We start from the raw sequence: 20643 nt of genomic DNA on the forward strand, positions 1-20643 counted from the left end.
TCAGTCCCGTGACAACTCTGCCTCGGCCGCCGCCAGTGCCGCGAACTCCTCCTCCGGTGCCTTCGCCACCAGCCGCTTCCTGCTGTACAGGCCGAAGTACCCGACGGCGACGACGTACACCACGAGCGCGATGACCGCCGCCGTCACATCCACCAGGAACGTGGCCACCAGCGCCGCACAGGCCAGCACCAGGGCGACCGAGGAGGTCACCACCCCGCCGGGCGTGCGGTACGGCCGCGGCAGCTCCGGCTCGCGGCGGCGCAGCACGATGTGCGACAGGGACATCAGCGCGTAGGAGATGGTCGCGCCGAAGACGGCGATGTTCAGCATGCGGGCGCCGTTGCCCGACACCGCGGCCAGCAGGAAGCCGATCGTGCCGGGCACCAGCAGGCCGAGGTAGGGCGCCTTGCGGCGGCTGGTGAGGGAAAGGAAGCGGGGCAGGTATCCCGCGCGGGACAGGGCGAACAGCTGGCGCGAGCCCGCGTAGATCAGCGAGAAGAACGAGGCCACCAGGCCGGCCAGGCCCGCGTAGTTCACGATCCGGCTCAGTGTCGTCGCCTCGCCGCCCGGCTGCAGCGCCTCGACCAGCGGGTTGCCCGCCTCCTGGATCGCCGCGGAACCGCGTGCGCCCGCCGCCGCGAAGAACGTGACCACGGCCAGCACCACCAGGATGCCCATGGACCAGCGGATCGCCTTCGGCAGCGTACGGGCCGGATCCTTGGTCTCCTCGGCGGCCAGCGGCACCCCCTCGACGCCCAGGAAGAACCACATGCCGAACGGGAACGCCGCCCAGATGCCGAGCAGGCCGAACGGCAGCCAGGAGTTCGAGCCCGCCGCCGAGGCGTCGACCGGGATGTCGTCCAGCGACCCGATGGAGAAGTCCGGCAGGGCCGCCAGCGCGAACACGATCAAAGCGGCGACCGCGATGCCGGTGACGACGAAGCTGAACCGCAGCGCCTCGCCCACGCCCCACAGATGGATGCCGAGGAAGATCGCGAAGCAGAGCAGGTACATCGGCCAGCCGGACTCCAGGCCGAACAGGCCCAGCGACTCGACGTAGTCCCCGATGAAGATGACGATCGCGGCGGGCGCGAGGACGTACTCGATGAGGATCGCCGTACCGGTCAGGAAGCCGCCCCAGGGGCCCAGTGCCCGCCGTGCGAAGCCGTAGCCGCCGCCCGCCGTCGGCAGGATCGAGGACAGTTCGGCGAGGGCGAAGACCATGCAGGCGTACATCGCGCCCATGAGCACCATGGCGATCGCGAGCCCGCCGAAGCCGCCCTCGGCCAGGCCGAAGTTCCAGCCCGAGTAGTCGCCGGAGACGACGTAGGCGACGCCGAGGCCGGTCAGCAGCACCCAGCCGGCGCTGCCCCGGCGGAGCGCTCTGCGCTCCAGATAGTCGTCGCCCTCCGGGGCGACGGGAGTGGTGGTGGGTTCCTGGGACATGGGCAGACTCCCTCAATGGAATGAGGCCATACCTTTGCCGTGCCGACCGAGGGAAGGCAAGACCCGTGCGTTAATCGCCCGTAAATCCTCACCGCACCACTGCCTCGCCCCGCCGGAACACGGCCCGGCTCAGCCCAGGAACCCGCGCAGCAGCGCCGCCGTACCCCCGCAGTGCTCGCGCATGATCTCCCGTGCCTGATCCGCGTCGCCCTCGATCACGGCCTCCACCAGGGCGGTGTGCTGCCGCTGGGAGTGCTCCAGGTTGCGCACGAGGAGCGGGATGCAGTCGAGCAGGTCGTTGACGCTCGCGCGCACGGCCGCGTACTGGGCCGTGAGCGTGGGGGAGCCCGACAACTCGGCGAGCGTGAGGTGCAGCAGCGTGTCCAGGCGGCGGTAGTCGGAGAGCGGGGCGTCGTGTGTGCGGGCCAGGGCCTCACGGAGCCGTTCCGCCTGCTTCTCGTCCAGTCCGTGCGCCGCGCACAGCCCGGCCGCGCCGACCTCCAGCACCTCCCGGAAGCGCAGCACGTCCTCTATGTCGACCTCGGCGACCCGGCGCCGCAGCTCGTCCTCGCCGCCCGCGTCCGTACGCGGCAGCACGAACGTGCCGCCGTACCGGCCGCGCCGCGACTCGACCAGACCCTGGTCCTGGAGCACCTTCAGCACCTCGCGCAGCGTCACCCGGCTGATCCCCAGCCGCTCCGCCAGCTCCCGCTCGGCCGGCAGCCGCTCGCCCCCCGCCACCAGGCCCAGCCGTACGACCTGGAGGATCTGCTCCAGCGCCTCCTCGAAGCCGTTGCCCGCGCGCACCGGCCGCAGCACCGGCGTCAGTCCGTCCCGCACCTCGCCCCCAGCTTCCTCCGGCATGTGGCCGTACCCCCTTCCCAAGCAATGGTTCTCCGCAATACCTTATGGCTCCCGACGGATCCAAGGCAGCGGATCCAAGGAGCCTAGGAGGCCTTCCCGTGGCAGACCGCACACCCCCGCTGAGCGTCGAGGAGCTGCACGCCCTCGTCGCGGGCGGTGAGATCGACACTGTCGTCCTGGCCTTCCCCGACATGCAAGGGCGGCTGCAGGGCAAGCGGTTCGCCGCCCGCTTCTTCCTCGACGAGGTGCTCCAGCACGGCACCGAGGGCTGCAACTACCTGCTCGCCGTCGACACCGAGATGAACACCGTCGAGGGCTACGCGATGTCCTCCTGGGACCGCGGCTACGGCGACTTCGCGATGGTCCCGGACCTGAGCACCCTGCGCCGCGTCCCCTGGAACGAGGGCACGGCCATGCTCCACGCCGACCTCGCCTGGAACGACGGCTCCCCGGTGGTCGCCGCGCCCCGCCAGATACTGCGCCGCCAGCTGGAGCGCCTGGCCGAGCTCGGCTACACCGCCCAGGTCGGCACCGAGCTGGAGTTCATCGTCTTCAAGGACAGCTACGAACAGGCCTGGGACGCCAACTACAGCGGCCTCACCCCGGCCAACCAGTACAACATCGACTACTCGGTCCTCGGTACCGGCCGCATCGAGCCCCTGCTGCGCCGGATCCGCAACGAGATGGCGGCGGCCGGCCTCACCGTCGAGTCCGCCAAGGGCGAGTGCAACCCCGGCCAGCACGAGATCGCCTTCCGCTACGACGAGGCCCTGGTCACCTGCGACCAGCACTCCGTCTACAAGACCGGCGCCAAGGAGATCGCCTCCCAGGAGGGCATGTCGATCACTTTCATGGCCAAGTACAACGAGCGCGAGGGCAACTCCTGCCACATCCACCTCTCGCTCGCGGACGCGGACGGCGGCAACGCCATGGCCGGGGACGGCGAGGGCGGCATGTCCGACGTCATGCGGCACTTCCTCGCCGGACAGCTCGCGGCCCTGCGCGACTTCTCCCTGCTCTACGCCCCCAACATCAACTCCTACAAGCGGTTCCAGCCCGGCTCCTTCGCCCCGACCGCCGTGGCCTGGGGGCACGACAACCGCACCTGCGCGCTGCGGGTGGTCGGCCACGGCCGCTCCCTGCGCTTCGAGAACCGGCTGCCCGGCGGCGACGTCAATCCCTACCTCGCCGTCGCCGGACTGGTCGCGGCCGGACTGCACGGCATCGAGCAGAAGCTGGAGCTGCCCGAACCCTGTCCCGGCAACGCCTACACCGCCGACTTCGCCCACGTCCCCACCACCCTGCGCGAGGCCGCCGAGCTCTGGGAGAACAGCCCGATCGCGAAGGCCGCCTTCGGGGACGAGGTCGTCGCGCACTACCGCAACATGGCGCGGGTCGAGCTGGACGCCTTCGACGCCGCGGTGACCGACTGGGAGCTGCGCCGCTCCTTCGAACGTATGTGAGGCCCCCCTTGTCTTCCGAGCACCTCCTGGAAGTACTGAACCCCGCGACCGAGGAGGTCGTCGCCGCCATCGCGGCGGCCGGCCCGGCCGACGTCGACGCGGCGGTCACCCTGGCCGCCCGGGCCCAGACCGTCTGGGCCGCCCTCGCGCCCGGCGACCGCGCCCGGCTGCTGCGCCGCTTCGCGGCCACCGTCGACGAGCACCTGGAGGAACTGGCCCGTCTGGAGGTCCGCGAGGCCGGCCACCTCATCGGCAACGCCCGCTGGGAGGCCGGCAACGTCCGTGACCTGCTGGACTACGCGGCCGGGGGAGTGGAGCGGCTCACCGGCCGGCAGATCCCCGTGCCCGGCGGCCTGAACGTCACGATCCTCGAACCGCTCGGCGTCGTCGGCGTGATCGCGCCGTGGAACTTCCCCATGCCGATCGCCGCCTGGGGCACCGCCCCCGCCCTCGCGGCCGGCAACGCGGTCATCCTCAAGCCCGCCGAGACCACCCCCCTCACCGCCCTGCGCCTCGCCGAACTCGCCCTGGAGGCGGGGCTCCCCGAGCACCTCTTCCAGGTCCTGCCGGGGCACGGCGCCGTCGCGGGCGAGGCACTGGTCCGGCACCCCGGCGTCGCCAAGGTCGTCTTCACCGGCTCCACCCGTACCGGGGCGCGCGTCGCCGCGCTCGGCGCCGAGCAGGTCAAGCCGGTCACCCTCGAACTCGGCGGCAAGAGCCCCAACATCGTCTTCGCCGACGCCGACCTCGAGACCGCCGTCGACCCCTTCTCCTTCCTGGACAACTCCGGCCAGGACTGCTGCGCCCGCACCCGCGTCCTGGTCCAGGAGACTGTCTACGACGAGGTCCGCGAGCTGCTCGCCGAGGCCCTGGCCGCCGTGGTGGTGGGCGACCCGGCCGACGAGAAGACCCAGATGGGCCCGCTGATCTCCCGGCAGCAGCTCGACCGCGTCCGGGGATACGTGCCCGACGACGCCCCGGCCCTCCGCGGCAGCGCCCCCCAGGGGCCCGGCTTCTGGTTCCCGCCGACCGTGCTCACCGGCGAGCGGCCCGACTCGGCGGCGGCCTGCGAGGAGATCTTCGGCCCCGTGGCCGTCCTGCTGCCGTTCACCGACGAGGCGGACGCCGTCCGCCTGGCCAACGACACCCCCTACGGCCTCTCCGGCTCCATCTGGACGAGGGACGTCGGCCGGGCGCTCCGCGTCTCCCAGGCCGTCCGCGCCGGCAACCTGTCCGTCAACTCCCACGCCAGCGTCCGCTACTGGACCCCGTTCGGCGGCTACAAGCAGTCGGGCGTCGGCCGCGAACTCGGCCCCGACGCCCTGGCCGCCTTCACCGAAACCAAGAACGTCTTCATCAGCACGGAAGGCCCCGCACAGTGACCCAGGCTCAGGAGAACATCTGCCGCCGACTGGTCGGCCGTACGGCCGTCATCACCGGAGCCGGCAGCGGCATCGGCCTCGCCACCGCGCGCCGCCTCGCCTCCGAGGGCGCGCACGTCGTCTGCGGCGACGTCGACGAGGTACGCGGCAAGGCCGCCGCCGAGGAGACCGGCGGCACCTTCGTCAAGGTCGACGTCACCGACCCCGAGGAGGTCGAGGCCCTCTTCCGGACGGCCTACGACACCTACGGCAGCGTCGACATCGCCTTCAACAACGCCGGCATCTCCCCGCCCGACGACGACTCCATCCTGGAGACCGGCCTGGAGGCCTGGAAGCGCGTCCAGGAGGTCAACCTCACCTCCGTCTACCTGTGCTGCAAGGCCGCCATCCCCTACATGCGGCGCCAGGGCAGGGGCTCGATCATCAACACGGCGTCCTTCGTGGCCAGGATGGGCGCCGCCACCAGCCAGATCTCGTACACGGCCTCCAAGGGCGGCGTCCTGGCCATGTCCCGCGAACTGGGCGTGCAGTTCGCCCGCGAGGGCATCCGCGTGAACGCCCTGTGCCCCGGCCCGGTCAACACCCCCCTCCTCCAGGAGCTGTTCGCCAAGGACCCGGAGCGCGCCGCGCGCCGCCTGGTGCACGTCCCGGTCGGCCGTTTCGCCGAGGCCGAGGAGATCGCCGCCGCGGTCGCCTTCCTGGCCAGCGACGACTCCTCCTTCGTGAACGCCACCGACTTCCTGGTCGACGGCGGGATCGCGGGGGCGTACGTGACACCCCTCTAGGCCCCTGGCTCTAGAGTGCCGGGATGAGCATGACGCCTCCGCCCGGCTGGTATCCCGACCCGCACGGCCCCCATCTGGAACGCTGGTGGGACGGCACGGCCTGGACCGAGCACCGTCGTGCGCCCGGGGGCGGCGCCGGCCCGGTGCCCCCGCCCCCGGGCGGCGGCACCGGGCGCGCGAAGGCGGTGGCCCTCGTCGCCGCCGGGGCGGTCCTGGTCGCGGCGATCGTCACCGGAGCCCTGGTCCTCACCAGCGGCGACGACAGCGGCGCGGAGACCAGGACGGTTCCGACCGCCCCCGGCCCCACGGCGTCACAACCCTCGGAGCCGACGCCCGGGACGTCCACCTCCGAGCCGTCCGCCGACGACCCGGCCGTCGTCGAGGACCAGCTCAACGGCGTCACCTTCCCGCTGCTCGACGGCTGGGTCCGCCCGCAGTACGTCGCCGAGGACGACGTCGTCATGACGACGGACGGCACGTACGACTGCCCCGGCGACGGCACTGCCTGCCGCCACGGCCTCGTCATCTCCCGCACGGTCACCGCGAACGACGAGAAATCCCCCGAGGCCCTCGCCAAGGCGGACATCTCCGAGGCGGCCGAAGAGGCCTACGACCGCGACCGGATCGGCCGCAAGCCCCACGGGGGCATGGAATCCCACGAGGTCGTCAAGTCCGGGCCGGTCGCGGTGGCCGGCCGCGCCGGGTACTGCGTGCGCTGGCGCGTGCAGACCGCCAAGGGACCGGGCGGCTACGTCCAGTCGCTCGTCTTCCCCTCCAGCGTCGGCACCGAGTCACCGGTCCTCGTCCGGTACGTCTTCGACGCGGGCGAGGACGGACCACCGCTCGCCGACATGGACCGCGTCACCAAGGGCATCCGCCCGGTCGGCGACGCGGACACGGGCGGCGGCGTCGGCAGCAGCATCGGCCCCTCGGACTGACGCGACTACAGGAACGTGTGCCCCTCGCCGCGATAGGTCGGCACGGTCGCCGTCACCGCGTCGCCCTCGATCAGCCGCAGCTGGTCGAACCGCTCGCACAGCTCACCGGCCTTCGCGTGCCGGAACCAGACCTTGTCACCGATCAGCAGGTCGTCGGCGGGCGAGCCGAGCAGCGGCGTCTGCACCTCACCGGCCCCCTCCTGCGGGTCGTAGCGCAGCCCCTCGGGCAGGTACGGCACGGGCGACCGGTCGGCCCCTGCGGCACCGGAAGCGGGATACCCGCCACCGAGCACGGTCACCACGCCCACGCCCGGCCGCCGTACGACCGGCTGGGCGAACAGGGCCGCCGGACGGCCGCTGAACGACGTGTAGTTGTCGAACAGCCGCGGCACGTACAGCCCCGACCCGGCGGCGATCTCGGTCACCGAGTCCTCAGCCGCCGTGTGCTGCACCGAGCCGGTGCCGCCGCCGTTGACGAACTCCAGACCCGGCACCACGGCCCGCACCGCGCGCACCACCTCCGCACGCCGCTCGGCGAGCTCACGCTTCGCGGCGGCCTGCATCAGCCGTACGGCACGGGACCTCAGCGGGCGCCCCGCCACCGCGTCGCCGACACCGGCGACGTGTCCCTCGTACGCCATGATCCCCACGACCTCGAAGCCGGGCCGCCGGGCCACCGCCCGGGCCACGTCCGCGACCTGCGCGGGGGAGTGCAGTGGCGAACGCCGGGCCCCGACGCGCACGCGCCCGCCGAGCAGCCGCAGGGACGTGTCCAACTCCAGGCACACCCGCACCACTTCACGACCGCCGCCCCGCGAGGCGTCGATCAGATCGAGCTGGGCGACATCGTCCACCATGACGGTGACGGCGGCGGCGAGCTTGGGATCACCGGCGAGCTCGGCGTACGCGGCACGGTCGGCCGAGGGGTAGGCGAGCAACACGTCCTCGAACCCCGAGCGGGCCAGCCACAGCGACTCGGCGAGCGTGAAGGACATGATCCCGGCGAAGCCGTCCCGGGCCAGGACGCGTTCCAGCAGCGCCCGGCACCGCACGGACTTGCTGGCGACCCGGACGGGCTTGCCCCCGGCACGGCGGACCAGATCGGCGGCGTTGGCGTCGAAGGCCTCCAGGTCCACGATCGCGAGAGGGGCGTCGAGATGGGCTGTGGCCCGGTCGTAACGGGCCCGGTCGGCGGCGCGCGCAGTCATGAACGCAGCCTGCCAGACTGGATTACCGCAGGGTAGGGGGACGTTCCGGGCAGATGCCCCGGGCTCGTGGACTGGTTCCCGTTCGTGCAGGAACAAGCCGTAGAGTGACGCGCACGTACGGCGGAACGAGCCGGCCGGGGATCCGCGCCGGGATGACGCTCCGTCCGTACGGGTATGTGTGCCCGGGACGATTCCGTGCCGGGCCTCGGGCAGGACGCCACCGGCCCGCGCAGAACGCAGCGGCCCGGGCACGAGGAAACGGGGGGTGCATGAGCACGGAAGCGCGGCGTGCCTCCTTCCCTCCACGCCCCAGCAGCCCACCGCGTCCCGCACACCCCCCGGAGAACACGACGGCGGAACCGTCCGACACGGCTATGGGTGACGACGCCCCGTCGGGTTCACGGAGGCCGTCCCCGGAGCGGGACACCGACCGGCCCGGGTCTGCCGTAGCCGGGGCGCGTGATGTGTCGGACGGACGTGGGTTCTTCGGTGTCGGCGGCATGACGACTGATACACAGGGGCCCTCCTCAGCGCGCGAGGCGGCCTCGACGGGCTCTACCGCCGAGGACCGGGCCGCGCCCCGTGGGCGCATCGGCGCGGGTGGCCCATCGGCCGGGGACGGCACCGGTCCCGGCACGGCGGCTCGGGGCGGCGGTCCGGCCGGTCCGCGTGGCCTTTCAGGCGCGGGTGGCTCATCGGCCGGGGACGGCACCGGTTCCGGACCGGCCGCTCCAGCCGGCAGTCCGGCCGGTCCGGGCCCCTCTGGCTCCGGCGGCGGCTCGAACGGGCGTCCTCGCTTCCCGAGCCTCGGCACCACCACGCCCGAGCGCACCGAGTCCACGACACCGCCCCCGCCGCTCGCCTCCGCCCGCTTCCCGGACACCCCGCCCGGTGTCCGCACCGAGCCCCGGCCCGAGGCGAACAGGACAGCCACCCCGCCCGGCGTCCGCACGGAGACCCGGCCCGAGGCGTCCACTCCGCCCGGTGTCCGTACCGAGTCCCGGCCCGAGGCCAACAGGACAGCCACCCCGCCCGCCACCCCTCCGCGACCGCGTCACCTGCCGGGCTCCTCCGGCCGGCCCGGGCCGCTCCCCACGCCACGCCGTACCGGCGCCCCCGCCGAGAACGCGGCGGAGACGACCCGGCGCCTGCGGCCGATCCCCGCGGACCCGGCACCTGCCGAAACCTCCGCCCGGCCCGCTCCCGTACGCCCCGGCACCCCGCCGCGCCCCACCCGTGAGCCACAGGCCGGCGCGGGCTCGGTCGCCGGAGCCGATGCCGGTTCCGGTGCCATGCCCGCGATGCGCATGCCGCCCGCGCCCACTCAGCGGCCCCGCCCCGCCACCCCGGCCCCTCCGCCCCCGGAGTCCCCCCGCGTCTCTCCCGACCCGGCCTTCTCCTGGAGTGCGAGCGCCCCCCTGACCCCCGGCGGGACACCCACCGGCGCCCGGCCCGTCGTGTCGTTCGGGCAGCCCGAGGTGTACGACGGCGACGCCCGGCCCCGCCTGCTCGGCGGGCGCGGCGCATCGCAGGCCGCCGCGGCCGCCGCCTGTCTCGTGCTCGGGCTGGGACTCATCTCGGGTGCGGCCACCGGCAGCTGGCTGGTCGGTGACTCCGGCGAGGAGGGCTCGCGCAGCACCTTCGCCACGGCCGGAAGCCTCTGGCACAGCGTCCCCGTCGACCAACTGTTCCCGCCCACCGTGCAGGGCAAGGGCGCCGGCCCCGGCGGAGCCGACCGCACCTGGACCCGTATCGCCGTCGCCCCGGACAGCGGCTGCGAGGACGCCTTCGACCCCCTGCTGCGCAAGGCCCTCGCCCCCGTCGGCTGCGACCGGCTCCTGCGTGCCACCTACACCGACGCCACCCAGAGCTACGTGACCACCGTCGGCCTGCTCTTCACCACGGCCGACGCCCCGGGCATGACCTCCCTCGCGAACCGTTTCCGCAAGGAGCGCCTGGACCGCCGCAGCGATCTGATGCCCCTGCCGTACGCCGCGAAGAACACCCCCGCCGCCGACTTCGGCAGGGGACAGCGCGCCGCCTGGACCGTCTCCGTGCTCACCGAGGCCCCGGTCGTCGTCTACGCCGTCTCCGGCTGGGCCGACGGCCGCACCGTCGACGACCCGCAGCCCGCCGAGGACGCCATGGAGCCGAACGCCACCACCGCCCCGGCCCAGGCCGGCCTCGGCAACGAGGCACAGGGCCTCGCCGACCGCGTCGAACGCGGCCTCCGCAAGAACGTCCGCTCGGCCACGGAGCAGCCGTCGTGAAAGCCCCAAGCCGCCCGGCCGGACGAACCTTCGCGCCACGGCGAGCCGCCGCGACCCGGCGGACCGGCGCCCTCGGCGTCCTGCTCGCCGCGGGCCTCGTCCTCCTCCCCGCCCCCGCCGCCCACGCGGACAGCATCCGCGCCCAGCAGTGGGCCCTGGAGGCCATGCACACCCAGGAGGCCTGGCAGACCACCAAGGGCGACGGCGTCACCGTCGCCGTCCTGGACACCGGCGTCGAGGCCGACCACCCCGACCTGGTCGGCAACGTCCTCACCGGCAAGGACCTGGTCGGCTTCGGAGCCGAGCCCGGCGAGCGCGCCTGGGCCCGGCACGGCACCGCCATGGCCGGCATCATCGCCGGCCACGGACACGGCCCGGGCAACGCCGACGGCGTCCTCGGCATCGCCCCCGAGGCGAAGATCCTCCCCGTCCGCGTGATCCTGGAGGACGGCGATCCCTCCCGCGCCAAGGCCCGCAGCACCCGCGGCAACGCCCTCGCCGAGGGCATCCGCTGGGCCGCCGACCACGGCGCCGACGTCATCAACCTCTCCCTGGGCGACGACTCCGCCTCCGCGCACCCCGAACCCACCGAGGACGCGGCCATCCAGTACGCCCTGAAGAAGGGCGTGGTCGTCGTCGCCTCCTCGGGCAACGGCGGTGAGAAGGGCGACCACATCTCCTACCCGGCCGCCTATCCGGGCGTCATCGCCGCCACCGCCGTCGACCGCTCCGGGACCCGCGCCACCTTCTCCACCCGCCGCTGGTACGCCACCGTCAGCGCCCCCGGCGTCGACGTCGTCATCGCCGACCCCGACCACAAGTACTACGAGGGCTGGGGCACCAGCGCCGCCGCCGCCTTCGTCTCCGGCGCCGCCGCCCTGGTCAAGGCCGCCCACCCGGACCTGACCCCGGCCCAGATCAAGTCGCTCCTCGAGGACACCGCCCGCAACGCCCCCGTCGGGGGCCGCGACGACTCCCGCGGCTTCGGCTTCATCGACCCGGCCGCCGCCATCAAGGCCGCCGACGGGCTCGAGCCGGAGGGCCTGCGCTCGGCGGCACACAGCGAGAAGTACTTCGGCAGCGGCCCGGACGACGCGGCCTCGGGCGACGACACCGCCGACTGGGCCGCCCCCCTCGCGGGCAGCGCCGGCGCCGTCCTGCTGGTGGCGGGCGTGGTCCTGTGGCGCGGCCGCCGTAGGCACCGCGACGAGTTCTAGCCGCCGGCCGCCGGAACCGCTGCCGAAGCGGCGGCACCCGGCCGATAGGGTCGACGACCGTGGCGAACAAGAACATCCCCGACTCCGGCTTCTCCGACGACGACGGCTCCGCCGACCCCCGGCTGAGCGCGGCGCTCGCCGCCTGGTCGGAGGACCGCGGCGCGGTCGGCCCGGTCCTCGACGCCCTCAAGGGCGCCCGGCTGCTCGTCCCCGTCGTGGCCGTGCTCGGCGAGGTCGAGGAGGACGAGCGGGGACTGCGCCACGAGAAGACCAGCGACATGGCCGTACCGACCCTGAAGGCCGGCGACCGCACCGCCCTCCCCGCCTTCACGTCCACGGACTCCCTCGCCCGCTGGGACCCGGCGGCCCGCCCCGTCGCCGTCCCCCTGCACCAGGCCCTCCAGGCCGCCGCCCACGAGAAGGCGGACACGGTCGTACTGGATCTGGCCGGACCCGTGCCCTTCGAACTGACCGGCTCCGCCCTGCTCGCCCTCGCGGAGGGCAGGTCGACCGCCGACCCGCTGGCCGACCCGGCCGTGATCGCGGCCGTACGCGATGCCGTGGCCGCCGAGCCCGCCGTCCTGCGCGCCCACCTCGGCCCGGGCCGGGCCGACGGCACCCTCGCCCTGGTTCTCGACCCGTCCGCGCCCCCGGCCGAGGCCGCCCGGGCCGTCGCCGAGCGGCTCGCCACCGACGAGACACTGAGGGCCCGCCTGGTACGCGGCCTCGACCTGGCACTGCTGCCGGCCGAGGCGACGCCCCCGGGCGAGCCCTTGTACGAACGCTGACGGACCGGCCCTGCCGGCCGGTCTCGGGACCAGCCGTGGAAGCAACCAGCCGTAGAAGTGACTAGCCGTAGACCGGGCCCGTGTACTTCTCGCCCGGCCCCTGGCCCGGCTCGTCCGGGCTCAGCGATGCCTCGCGGAACGCCAGCTGCAGCGACTTCAGGCCGTCGCGCAGGGGCGACGCGTGGAAGGAGCTGATCTCGGTCGCGGAGGCGTCCAGCAGACCGGCCAGCGCGTGCACCAGCTTGCGGGCCTCGTCCAGGTCCTTGTGCTTGTCGCCCTCCTCGGTCAGACCGAGCTTCACCGCGGCGGCGCTCATCAGGTTGACGGCGACCGTCACGATCACCTCGACCGCCGGGACCTCGGCGATGTCGCGGGCCATGGCGTCGAAGTCGGGGGATTCAGGAGGGGTCTCACTCATGCCCCACACGATAGGCGCAGGGAGGGCCCGCGCCGCACCAGGCCCCGCGGCGTCCCAATTAGCCGTTGCCTGCCATTGCTGGTAACCTCGTGTAACGACCGGTCGGACCCGTATGCCTCACGGCCCACGAGCCCGACCCACAAGTGGAGGCTTTCGAACTCCCACCTGACCGCCCCCAGGGCGGCGGGTCACCGGTCAGACGGTCCCGTCCCAGCGGCGGCGATCCGTCCGAAAGCGCGCCCCGCGATCACCGCGGCGGTGCTCCGGTAGTTCGAGGAGCCCCGCCTGGGATCGTCCGGGGCATTTTTTCTGCTTCGGCGCGGTTAGGTCTATCGAATAGAGACGTTACGCGGCCGTCCGCCAGACCGTCGCGTGGTGCTACCGAGGAGGATCCATCAGCGCCGAGCCCCGCATCAACGACCGGATTCGCGTTCCCGAGGTGCGACTTGTCGGTCCCAGTGGCGAGCAGGTGGGCATCGTCCCCCTGGCCAAGGCACTGGAGCTTGCGCAGGAGTACGACCTGGACCTGGTCGAGGTCGCGGCGAATGCCCGTCCGCCCGTGTGCAAGCTCATGGACTACGGGAAGTTCAAGTACGAGTCGGCCATGAAGGCCCGTGAGGCGCGCAAGAACCAGGCGCACACGGTCATCAAGGAGATGAAGCTCCGGCCGAAGATCGACCCGCACGACTATGACACCAAGAAGGGTCACGTCGTCCGGTTCCTCAAGCAGGGCGACAAGGTCAAGATCACGATCATGTTCCGTGGTCGCGAGCAGTCCCGGCCCGAGCTGGGCTACCGACTGCTGCAGCGTCTCGCGGAGGACGTCCAGGACCTCGGTTTCGTGGAGTCGAACCCGAAGCAGGACGGCCGAAACATGATCATGGTCCTCGGTCCGCACAAGAAGAAGACCGAGGCGATGGCCGAGGCTCGCCAGGCGCAGGAGGCCCGCAAGGCGGAAGCGAAGGCCAACCCCGGCCGCTCGCAGAACGCCGCGGAAGCCGACGCGGACGCCGACGTGGACGTCGAGGCGCCGGCCGAGGAGCCCGCCGAGGCGTGACCCCTGGGGACGCGAGTCCCGAGGAAGCAACCGAAACAAGACGACGCTCCACCGTGCCCGGTTTCACGACCGGGCACCGGAGCGCCACCGACGAGGAGAGTACGGCGCTATGCCGAAGAACAAGTCGCACAGCGGGTCCAGCAAGCGCTTCAAGGTCACCGGCTCCGGCAAGGTGCTCCGCGAGCGTGCCGGCAAGCGCCACCTGCTCGAGCACAAGTCGTCCCGTGTGACGCGTCGCCTCACCGGCAACGCCGAGATGGCCCCGGGCGACGCCAAGAAGATCAAGAAGCTTCTCGGCAAGTGACGCTTCGGCGCGCGAGCGCCGTACGTCAGGACCGGGACCCAATCGATTTCGGGCCGTGTGACGACCACCGCGGCCCCGCTACAAGGAGTTAAAAAGTGGCACGCGTCAAGCGGGCAGTGAACGCCCACAAGAAGCGCCGGGCGATCCTCGAGCAGGCCTCCGGCTACCGCGGTCAGCGTTCGCGCCTGTACCGCAAGGCCAAGGAGCAGGTCACCCACTCGCTGGTCTACAACTACAACGACCGCAAGAAGCGCAAGGGTGACTTCCGTCAGCTGTGGATCCAGCGCATCAACGCCGCTGCCCGCGCCAACGGCATCACGTACAACCGCTTCATCCAGGGTCTGAAGGCCGCGAACGTCGAGGTCGACCGCAAGATCCTGGCCGAGCTGGCCGTCAACGACGCCGGTGCGTTCGCCGCGCTCGTCGAGGTCGCCCAGAAGGCGCTGCCGAGCGACGTCAACGCGCCCAAGGCTGCGTGACGCCGCGCCGGCCGCAAGCCGACGTGATTCAAGGACCCGCAGGCCGAACGGCCTGCGGGTCCTGCTGTGCAGCTAGCAGAAAGTGAACAGGATGTCCCCCGCCACGCCCGAGCTCATCTCCCCCCGCTCGCCCCGCGTCCTGGCCGCGCGGCGGCTGGCCAAGCGGAACTTCCGGGGGAAGGAGCGGCTGTTCCTCGCGGAGGGACCGCAGGCCGTGCGCGAGGCGGCCGGGCACCGGGCCGGGGCCACGGCCACGCTCGTGGAGCTGTTCGCCACGCTGGAGGCCGCCGAGCGGTACGCCGACATCGTGGGGGCGGTCCGGGACACGGGTGCCCGGGTGCACCTCGCCTCCGAGCAGGTCATCGCCGACATCTCCACCACCGTCACCCCGCAGGGACTCGTCGGCGTCTGCCGGTTCCTGGACACGCCCTTCGAGGAGGTCCTCGAAGCGCGCCCCCGGCTCGTCGCCCTGCTCGCGAACGTCCGCGACCCCGGCAACGCCGGCACCGTACTGCGCTGCGCCGACGCCGCCGGCGCCGAGGCGGTCGTCCTGACCGACGCCTCCGTCGACGTGTACAACCCCAAGGCCGTCCGCGCCTCCGTCGGTTCCCTGTTCCACCTGCCCGTCGCCGTGGGCGTCCCCGTGGAGCAGGCGGTCGACAGGCTGCGGGCCGCCGGTGTCCGGGTCCTCGCCGCCGACGGGGCGGGCGACCGCGACCTCGACGAGGAACTCGACAAGGGAACCATGGGCGGGCCGACCGCCTGGGTCTTCGGGAACGAGGCCTGGGGCCTCCCGGAGGAGACCCGCGCCCTCACCGACGCCGTCGTGCGCGTCCCGATCCACGGGAAGGCCGAGAGCCTGAACCTCGCCACCGCCGCGGCCGTATGTCTCTATGCGTCCGCGCGTGCACAGCGCGCCGCCGGAGGGTGCCGTTCCGTCACCGGGAACTAGTAGGGTGACCAGCTCAGGGACCCCTCTGTGGAGCCTTGGAGGTGGGGTACGGGGATGAGCGTCGGCACGAGCAGCGCACCGGGAGCCCAGGACGCCGGGAGCCCGCCCGACGCGTCCCGGACATCCGGTGATCTCGTCGACCTCGGCATCGACCCCGACCAACTGCCCGACGGGCTCGTCGTCGCCGACGAGCAGGGCCGGGTCATCTGCTTCAACGCTGCTGCCGAGCGCATCACTGCCGTCCGTGCCCGGGGCGCCCTCGGGCAGCGGTTGGAGAAGGCCCTGCCGTTAGAGGATCTCGAGGGGCGTCGCTGGTGGCAGCTCACCGACCCCTACGGCGGCCTCGCCATCCGCGTCGGACAGCCCGAGCGCAACCTCCTGCTCCCCGGCGGCCGTGAGGTGCTGGTCTCCGCGCGCTACGTCCGCAGCCGTCCCACCGGGCCCCTCCGGCGCCTCGTCGTCACCCTGCGCGACACCGAGGCCCGGCGCCGCACCGAGCGCAGCCACGCCGAGCTGATCGCCACCGTCGCCCACGAACTGCGCTCCCCGCTCACCTCGGTCAAGGGCTTCACCGCCACCCTGCTCGCCAAGTGGGAACGCTTCACCGACGACCAGAAGCGGCTGATGCTGGAGACCGTCGACGCCGACGCCGACCGGGTCACCCGGCTCATCGCCGAGCTGCTCGACATCTCGCGGATCGACTCCGGCCGGCTGGAGGTGCGCCGCCAGCCCGTCGACATCGGCGCGGCCGTCGGACGGCACATCCAGGCCTACGTCGCCGCCGGGCAGGCGGCCGACCGGTTCCTGCTGCGCGTCCAGCAGCCGCTGCCCGACCTGTGGGCCGACCCAGACAAGATCGACCAGGTGCTCAGCAACCTCCTGGAAAATGCCGTGCGGCACGGCGAGGGAACTGTCACGATCGACGTCACGGCGACGGCGTCCCTCCGCGAGGGCGAGTTCGCCGAGAACGCAGCCACGTCGGTCACGGTGAGCGACGAGGGGCCCGGCATCCCGGAGGAGTCCATGAACCGCGTCTTCACCCGCTTCTGGCGGGGCAGCAAGCGCGGTGGCACCGGCCTCGGGCTCTATATCGTCAAGGGCATCGTCGAGGCCCACGGCGGCACCATCACGGTCGGCCGCGCGCCCGGCGCCGGCGCCGAGTTCCGATTTACGTTGCCCGTGAGCGCTCCGGCCTATCTCGCCTGAGCCCCGCGGGCGCATTCGTATACCTCCACCCCGTTAGACTCGGCCATTGGCACCCATGTGTCCTGCACACGGTCCATCGCGGAGTCTCGGAGTCGGTGACGGGGACCTTCAGTTAGCCAATCGGAAGCACGGGAAGAGATGTCGGCACCCAATAAGTCGTACGACCCGGTCGAGGTCGAGACACTGAAACCGGAAGAGATCGAGCGCATGCGGGACGAGGCGCTCGCCGCCTTCGCCGCCGCGGACTCCCTCGACGCGCTCCAGGAGGCCAAGGTCGCCCACACCGGCGGTACCTCCCCGCTGGCCCTCGCCAACCGCGAGATCGGCGCCCTGCCCCCGCACGCCAAGGCCGAGGCCGGCAAGCGCGTCGGCCAGGCACGCGGCGCCGTGAACAAGGGCCTCGCCGCCCGCCAGGCCGAACTCGAGGCCGAGCGGGACACCCGCGTGCTCGTCGAGGAGGCAGTGGACGTCACGCTGCCCCACGACCGCGTACCGGCCGGCGCCCGGCACCCGCTCACCACGCTGTCGGAGCGCATCGAGGACATCTTCGTGGCCATGGGCTACGAGGTCGCCGAGGGCCCCGAGGTCGAGGCCGAGTGGTTCAACTTCGACGCCCTGAACATCGGCCCGGACCACCCGGCCCGCGGCGAGCAGGACACCTTCTTCGTCAAGGGCCCCAAGGGCGGCACCGAGTCCGGCGTCGTGCTGCGCACCCACACCTCGCCCGTGCAGATCCGCTCCCTGCTCGACCGCGAGCTGCCGGTCTACGTGATCTGTCCCGGTGTCGTCTACCGCACCGACGAGCTGGACGCCACGCACACGCCCGTCTTCCGGCAGGTCGAACTGCTCGCGGTCGACGAGGGCCTCACCATGGCCGACCTCAAGGGCACCCTGGACCACATGGTCCAGTCGCTGTTCGGCGAGGGCATGAAGACCCGGCTGCGGCCGAACTTCTTCCCCTTCACCGAGCCGTCCGCCGAGATGGACATGGTCTGCTACGTCTGTCGCGGCGCCTCCGTCGGCAACCCCGACCGCCCCTGCCGCACCTGCTCCTCCGAGGGCTGGATCGAGCTGGGCGGCTGCGGCATGGTCAACCCGCGCGTGCTGCGGGCCTGCGGTGTCGACCCGGAGAAGTACAGCGGTTTCGCCTTCGGGTTCGGCATCGAACGGATGCTGATGTTCCGCCACAACGTCGAAGACATGCGAGACATGGTCGAGGGTGACGTCCGGTTCACCCGGCCGTTCGGGATGGAGATCTGATGCGGGTCCCGCTTTCTTGGCTGCGGGAGTACGTCGACCTGCCGGAGACGGAGACCGGTCGTGACGTGCAGGCCAAGCTGATTTCGGCCGGTCTGGAGGTCGAGACCGTCGAGCAGCTCGGCGCCGACCTCAAGGGTCCCCTGGCCGTGGGCCGGGTGGCGACCATCGAGGAGCTGACGGAGTTCAAGAAGCCGATCCGCTTCTGCACCGTCGACGTCGGCCAGGCCAACGGCACCGGCGAGCTCCAGGAGATCGTCTGCGGCGCCCGCAACTTCGCCGTCGGCGACAAGGTCGTCGTGGCCCTGCCCGGTGCCGTCCTGCCCGGTGACTTCCAGATCGCCGAGCGCAAGACCTACGGCAAGATGTCGCGCGGCATGATCTGCTCCAGCGACGAGCTGAACATGGGCGACGACGGCACCAAGGGCATCATCGTGCTGCCCCCGGAGACCGAGGTCGGCAAGGACGCCGTCGAGCTGCTGGAGCTGGTCGACGAGGTTCTGGACATCGCCGTCACCGCCAACCGCGGCGACTGCCTGTCCATCCGCGGCGTCGCCCGCGAGACCGCCATCGCCTACGGCCTGCCGCTGCGCGACCCGGCGCTGCTCGACGTGCCCGGCCCGAACGCGTACGGCTACCCGGTGCGGGTCTCCGACCCCTCCGGCTGCGACCGCTTCACCGCCCGTACGGTGGCCGGCCTGAGCGCCGAGGCCCGTTCCCCGATCTGGCTGCAGCGCCGGCTGCAGAAGGTCGGCATGCGCCCGATCTCGCTCGCCGTCGACGTCACCAACTACGTGATGATGGAGCTCGGCCAGCCGCTGCACGCCTACGACCGCGGCCTGGTCCAGGGCACCATCGGAGTGCGCCGGGCCGAGCACGGCGAGAAGCTCACCACCCTCGACGGTGTCGAGCGCACGCTGGGCGCCGAGGACCTGGTGATCACCGACGACCGCGGCCCGATCGGGCTCGCCGGTGTCATGGGCGGCGCCAACACGGAGATCGCCGACCACGCCGACGCCGAGAACGGGGCGAACGCCACGGCCGACGTCGTCATCGAGGCCGCGCACTTCGACGCGGTGTCCATCGCGCGTACGGCCCGCCGGCACAAGCTGTCCTCCGAGGCGTCCCGGCGCTTCGAGCGCGGCGTCGACCCGCAGGCCGCGGCCGCCGCCGCGCAGCGCACCGTCGACCTGCTGGTGCTGCTCGCGGGCGGCACCGCCGAGGCCGGCGTCACCGAGGTCCTCGCCCCGACCGCGCCGCACACCATCACCGTCCCGGCCGACCACCCGGACAAGGTCGCGGGCGTCACGTACGGCCGCGAGACCGTCGTACGCCGCCTCCAGCAGGTCGGCTGCGACGTGTACGGACAGGACGAGCTGATCGTCACCGTGCCGTCCTGGCGGCCCGACCTCACCGCCCCGAACGACCTGGCCGAAGAGGTCATCCGCCTGGAGGGCTACGAGAACCTGCCCTCCACGCTGCCCAGGCCGCCGGCCGGCCGCGGCCTGACCCACCGGCAGCGGCTGCACCGCCGCGTCGGCCGGGCCCTGGCCGGTGCCGGGTACGTCGAGGCGCCGAACTACCCGTTCGTCAGCGAGCAGGTCTTCGACCAGCTCGGCCTGGACTCCGACGACCCGGCCCGCCGTGTCGTGAGGCTCAGCAACCCGCTGAGCGACGAGGAGCCCGCGCTGCGCACCTCGCTGCTGCCGGGCCTGCTGGGTGCCCTGCGCCGCAACGACGGCCGGGGCTCGCACGATCTCGCGCTGTTCGAGACCGGCCTGGTCTTCCAGCCGCGCGAGGAGCAGCCGACCGCCACCGTGCTGACGGTCGACCGCCGCCCGACCGACGAGGAACTCGCCGAGCTGAACGCCGCGCTGCCCGTGCAGCCGCGGCACGCCGCCGTCGTCCTCGCCGGTGCCCGCGAGCAGTCCGGCTGGTGGGGCAAGGGCCGTCCGGCCGACTGGGCCGACGCGGTCGAGTCGGCGCGGAGCGTCGCCCGTGAGGCGGGCGCCGAGCTGATCATCCGCAAGGGACAGTACGGGCCGTGGCACCCGGGCCGGTGCGCCGAGCTGGCGATCACCGTGGACGGTGCCGAGCGGGTCGTCGGTCACGCGGGGGAGTTGCACCCGCGCGTCGTCAAGGCGCTGGGGCTGCCCGCGCGTACCTGCGCGATGGAGATCGACCTGGACGCGGTGGAGAAGGCCGGCGACGCCGCGCTGACCGCGCCGCGGATCTCCGCGTTCCCGGTGGCCACACAGGATGTCGCCCTGGTCGTCGACGCGGTGGTTCCGGCGGCGGAGGTCGAGGAGGCGCTGCGTGCCGGGGCCGGGGAGCTGCTCGAGTCGATCCGGCTGTTCGATGTGTACGAGAACGTCGAGCAGTTGGGCGAGGGACGGAAGTCGCTCGCGTACGCGCTGCGGTTCCGGGCGGCCGACCGGACGCTGACGGTGGATGAGGCGTCGGCGGCTCGGGACGCGGCGGTGACCCTCGCCGGTGAGCGTGTGGGGGCCGAGCTGCGGAGTTAGGGCCGAATCACTCATTTGGGTGGTAAAGGGAGGTCATGCCTGCCCTTTCCGGCTTGCTGTCGAAAGAATCGGACCGGCCTTCTT

The 20643-nt window shown here is 72.5% G+C and carries 18 protein-coding genes; 14 read left to right on the plus strand and 4 right to left on the minus strand.

All coding sequences use genetic code 11. The features are described from left to right. Positions 1–1446, minus strand: a complete 1446-nt coding sequence (eat, locus tag ACFT4A_RS24710; protein ID WP_382833467.1) for an ethanolamine permease — start codon at positions 1444–1446, stop codon at positions 1–3. Between the two features lie 129 nt (positions 1447–1575). After that, a complete protein-coding gene (locus ACFT4A_RS24715) occupies positions 1576–2310 on the minus strand; it encodes a FadR/GntR family transcriptional regulator (protein ID WP_382833469.1) in 735 nt (244 codons plus the stop codon). A 98-nt stretch (positions 2311–2408) separates the two neighbouring features. On the opposite strand from ACFT4A_RS24715, the gene ACFT4A_RS24720 reads away from it, so the two are divergent. The 4 genes from ACFT4A_RS24720 to ACFT4A_RS24735 are packed head-to-tail and all read left to right on the plus strand — an operon-like array spanning position 2409 to position 6878. Next, positions 2409–3773 carry a glutamine synthetase family protein gene (locus ACFT4A_RS24720; RefSeq protein ID WP_382833471.1) on the plus strand — a complete coding sequence of 455 codons (1365 nt, stop codon included), beginning with the start codon at positions 2409–2411 and terminating at the stop codon, positions 3771–3773. A gap of 8 nt (positions 3774–3781) precedes the next feature. Further along, entirely contained in the window at positions 3782–5155 is a 1374-nt protein-coding gene (locus ACFT4A_RS24725) for an aldehyde dehydrogenase family protein (RefSeq protein ID WP_382833472.1), read from the plus strand. Next, positions 5152–5940, plus strand: coding sequence for a 3-oxoacyl-ACP reductase (locus tag ACFT4A_RS24730; protein WP_376392718.1), 789 nt, complete (start codon positions 5152–5154; stop codon positions 5938–5940). The genes ACFT4A_RS24725 and ACFT4A_RS24730 overlap by 4 nt, the downstream gene beginning before the upstream one ends. 29 nt (positions 5941–5969) lie before the next feature. Beyond that, complete coding sequence (locus tag ACFT4A_RS24735) at positions 5970–6878, plus strand: DUF2510 domain-containing protein (protein WP_382833531.1); 909 nt, start codon at positions 5970–5972, stop codon at positions 6876–6878. Positions 6879–6883: 5 nt separating this feature from the next. Here ACFT4A_RS24735 and ACFT4A_RS24740 read toward each other — a convergent pair whose 3' ends face one another. Continuing rightward, positions 6884–8086 carry an amino acid deaminase/aldolase gene (locus ACFT4A_RS24740; RefSeq protein ID WP_184597366.1) on the minus strand — a complete coding sequence of 401 codons (1203 nt, stop codon included), beginning with the start codon at positions 8084–8086 and terminating at the stop codon, positions 6884–6886. A 500-nt stretch (positions 8087–8586) separates the two neighbouring features. Between ACFT4A_RS24740 and ACFT4A_RS24745 the strand changes: the two genes are divergently transcribed. Genes ACFT4A_RS24745 through ACFT4A_RS24755 form a run of 3 tightly spaced genes read left to right on the plus strand, consistent with a single transcriptional unit; the run spans position 8587 to position 12361 of the window. After that, complete coding sequence (locus ACFT4A_RS24745; protein WP_382833476.1) at positions 8587–10356, plus strand: hypothetical protein; 1770 nt, start codon at positions 8587–8589, stop codon at positions 10354–10356. Beyond that, positions 10353–11573 carry a type VII secretion-associated serine protease mycosin gene (gene mycP, locus ACFT4A_RS24750; protein ID WP_382833479.1) on the plus strand — a complete coding sequence of 407 codons (1221 nt, stop codon included), beginning with the start codon at positions 10353–10355 and terminating at the stop codon, positions 11571–11573. The genes ACFT4A_RS24745 and mycP overlap by 4 nt, the downstream gene beginning before the upstream one ends. Positions 11574–11632: 59 nt before the next feature. Further along, positions 11633–12361 (plus strand): SseB family protein, encoded by a 729-nt coding sequence (locus ACFT4A_RS24755; RefSeq protein ID WP_382833482.1) that lies wholly within the window; start codon positions 11633–11635, stop codon positions 12359–12361. 61 nt (positions 12362–12422) lie between these two features. On the opposite strand, the gene ACFT4A_RS24760 is transcribed toward ACFT4A_RS24755, so the two are convergent. Next, a complete protein-coding gene (locus ACFT4A_RS24760) occupies positions 12423–12779 on the minus strand; it encodes a DUF1844 domain-containing protein (protein ID WP_215122530.1) in 357 nt (118 codons plus the stop codon). A 394-nt stretch (positions 12780–13173) separates the two neighbouring features. Here ACFT4A_RS24760 and infC point away from each other — a divergent pair, with 394 nt between their 5' ends. From infC to pheT, 7 genes are all read left to right on the plus strand, one after another. Beyond that, positions 13174–13836: a translation initiation factor IF-3 gene (gene infC / locus ACFT4A_RS24765; RefSeq protein ID WP_359896758.1), complete on the plus strand. Its 663-nt coding sequence runs from the start codon at positions 13174–13176 to the stop codon at positions 13834–13836. Positions 13837–13945: 109 nt separating this feature from the next. Then, complete coding sequence (gene rpmI / locus ACFT4A_RS24770; RefSeq protein WP_003989075.1) at positions 13946–14140, plus strand: 50S ribosomal protein L35; 195 nt, start codon at positions 13946–13948, stop codon at positions 14138–14140. Between the two features lie 95 nt (positions 14141–14235). Next, positions 14236–14619: a 50S ribosomal protein L20 gene (rplT, locus tag ACFT4A_RS24775; RefSeq protein ID WP_004002577.1), complete on the plus strand. Its 384-nt coding sequence runs from the start codon at positions 14236–14238 to the stop codon at positions 14617–14619. A 91-nt stretch (positions 14620–14710) separates the two neighbouring features. Beyond that, entirely contained in the window at positions 14711–15571 is an 861-nt protein-coding gene (locus ACFT4A_RS24780) for a TrmH family RNA methyltransferase (RefSeq protein ID WP_382833485.1), read from the plus strand. 54 nt (positions 15572–15625) lie between these two features. Further along, complete coding sequence (locus ACFT4A_RS24785; RefSeq protein WP_382833489.1) at positions 15626–16777, plus strand: ATP-binding protein; 1152 nt, start codon at positions 15626–15628, stop codon at positions 16775–16777. 138 nt (positions 16778–16915) lie between these two features. Beyond that, positions 16916–18037: a phenylalanine--tRNA ligase subunit alpha gene (pheS, locus tag ACFT4A_RS24790; RefSeq protein ID WP_382497773.1), complete on the plus strand. Its 1122-nt coding sequence runs from the start codon at positions 16916–16918 to the stop codon at positions 18035–18037. After that, positions 18037–20559: a phenylalanine--tRNA ligase subunit beta gene (pheT, locus tag ACFT4A_RS24795; protein WP_382833492.1), complete on the plus strand. Its 2523-nt coding sequence runs from the start codon at positions 18037–18039 to the stop codon at positions 20557–20559. The genes pheS and pheT overlap by 1 nt, the downstream gene beginning before the upstream one ends. Positions 20560–20643: the final 84 nt, after the last annotated feature.

The organism is Streptomyces sp. NPDC057099 (assembly GCF_042671245.1).
Taxonomy (GTDB): Bacteria; Actinomycetota; Actinomycetes; order Streptomycetales; family Streptomycetaceae; genus Streptomyces; species Streptomyces purpurascens.

Excerpts from the sequence above, each read along its gene's own strand:
- ACFT4A_RS24715 (WP_382833469.1), bottom strand. The coding sequence starts at position 2,310 with ATGCCGGAGGAAGCTGGGGGCGAGGTGCGGGACGGACTGACGCCGGTG.
- ACFT4A_RS24740 (WP_184597366.1), bottom strand. The coding sequence starts at position 8,086 with ATGACTGCGCGCGCCGCCGACCGGGCCCGTTACGACCGGGCCACAGCC.
- ACFT4A_RS24785 (WP_382833489.1), top strand. The coding sequence starts at position 15,626 with ATGAGCGTCGGCACGAGCAGCGCACCGGGAGCCCAGGACGCCGGGAGC.
- ACFT4A_RS24745 (WP_382833476.1), top strand. The coding sequence starts at position 8,587 with ATGACGACTGATACACAGGGGCCCTCCTCAGCGCGCGAGGCGGCCTCG.
- rpmI (WP_003989075.1), top strand. The coding sequence starts at position 13,946 with ATGCCGAAGAACAAGTCGCACAGCGGGTCCAGCAAGCGCTTCAAGGTC.
- pheS (WP_382497773.1), top strand. The coding sequence starts at position 16,916 with ATGTCGGCACCCAATAAGTCGTACGACCCGGTCGAGGTCGAGACACTG.
- ACFT4A_RS24760 (WP_215122530.1), bottom strand. The coding sequence starts at position 12,779 with ATGAGTGAGACCCCTCCTGAATCCCCCGACTTCGACGCCATGGCCCGC.
- ACFT4A_RS24780 (WP_382833485.1), top strand. The coding sequence starts at position 14,711 with ATGTCCCCCGCCACGCCCGAGCTCATCTCCCCCCGCTCGCCCCGCGTC.
- pheT (WP_382833492.1), top strand. The coding sequence starts at position 18,037 with ATGCGGGTCCCGCTTTCTTGGCTGCGGGAGTACGTCGACCTGCCGGAG.
- eat (WP_382833467.1), bottom strand. The coding sequence starts at position 1,446 with ATGTCCCAGGAACCCACCACCACTCCCGTCGCCCCGGAGGGCGACGAC.
- ACFT4A_RS24735 (WP_382833531.1), top strand. The coding sequence starts at position 5,970 with ATGACGCCTCCGCCCGGCTGGTATCCCGACCCGCACGGCCCCCATCTG.